This is a genomic window from Dermacoccus sp. MPR-E5, from assembly GCF_058809565.1.
The window spans coordinates 1-1,063 of record NZ_JBXASS010000039.1 but is presented as its reverse complement, the minus strand read 5'-3'; the positions used below and the strand labels follow the sequence as shown (position 1 = coordinate 1,063).

2 protein-coding genes and 1 other annotated feature are annotated in these 1,063 nt (G+C 65.5%); both genes read right to left on the bottom strand.

Going from position 1 to position 1,063, the window contains the following annotated elements; all coding sequences use genetic code 11:
• Positions 1-691, bottom strand: a 691-nt coding sequence (locus AC1RS9_RS14450; protein WP_492921972.1) for an IS3 family transposase, incomplete at its 3' end; no start/stop codon positions are given.
• Positions 605-733, bottom strand: a sequence feature (AL1L pseudoknot). (Overlaps the previous gene by 87 nt.)
• A partial coding sequence (locus AC1RS9_RS14445; RefSeq protein WP_006945639.1) for an IS3 family transposase occupies positions 694-1,063 on the bottom strand: 370 nt, incomplete at its 5' end. (Overlaps the previous feature by 40 nt.)

Genomic DNA, 1,063 nt, shown 5'->3' with positions numbered 1-1,063 from the left:
CGTACGAATCGCCCGTCGATCCGACGGACGCGACCGCACCGGCCTCACCAAGACGCTGCGTGTAGCGAACTGCGACATACTGAACGCCCCTGTCGCTGTGGTGCCTCAGCCCCGTCACGTCCTGCCCGTCACGTTGACGGGTCCACAACCCCATGTCCAGGGCGTCCAACGCCAGGTCGGTGCGCAGCGATTTCGACACCTGCCAGCCCACGACACGGCGCGAGTAGACGTCGATGACGAACGCGGCGTAAGCCCATCCACTGAATGTTCGGCAGTACGTGATGTCCGCGACCCACAACTCGTTCGGCGCCGACGCGGTGAAGTCCCGCTCGACCAAGTCCGGACGATCATCCGGGCCACGCCCAGGAATCGTGGTGCGGGGTCCCTTCGCGCGACTGACGCCGCGCAGGCCCGCAGCACGCATGAGACGTTCCACGGTGCAACGCGCCACGGTGATGCCTTCACGCACGAGTTCAGCATGGACCTTGCGGGCGCCGTACACGCCGTAGTTGTCCTTGTGAACCCGGCGAATCTGCGCCGCCATTTCTACGTCGCGAACCGCTCGCGGCGACGGCGGGCGCGTCTTCGCGGCGTAGTACGTGCTCGGTGCGATCTTGACCCCAGCCTCGGTGAGGGTGCGACAGATCGGCTCGACACCGAACTCATGCTTGCGATCGTCGATGAACTCCACGATCAGTGATGTGGGCGGTCGAGCTCCGCCGCGAAGAAAGCCGACGCCGATCGCAGGATGGCGTTCGCGCGCCGTAGCTCGCGGTTCTCCCGCTCGAGTTCGAGCAGGCGTTCGTGCTCGCTCGTCGTCACACCGGGGCGGGTGCCGGCATCGACTTCTGCCTGACTCACCCAGTTGCGCAGGGTCTCGGGATTCACACCGAGCTGCTCGGCCACCCTGCGTACTGCTCCTCGTCGCCGTTCCGGATCTTGGCGAGCTTTGATCGCGAGACGTGTCGCGCGCTCTTGAAGCTCTGCCGGGTACTTCCGTGGTGCTGCCATGCTGTCCATCCTCGCGTTGAATGACAGCCTCCACCGAACCCGGGGCGATTCA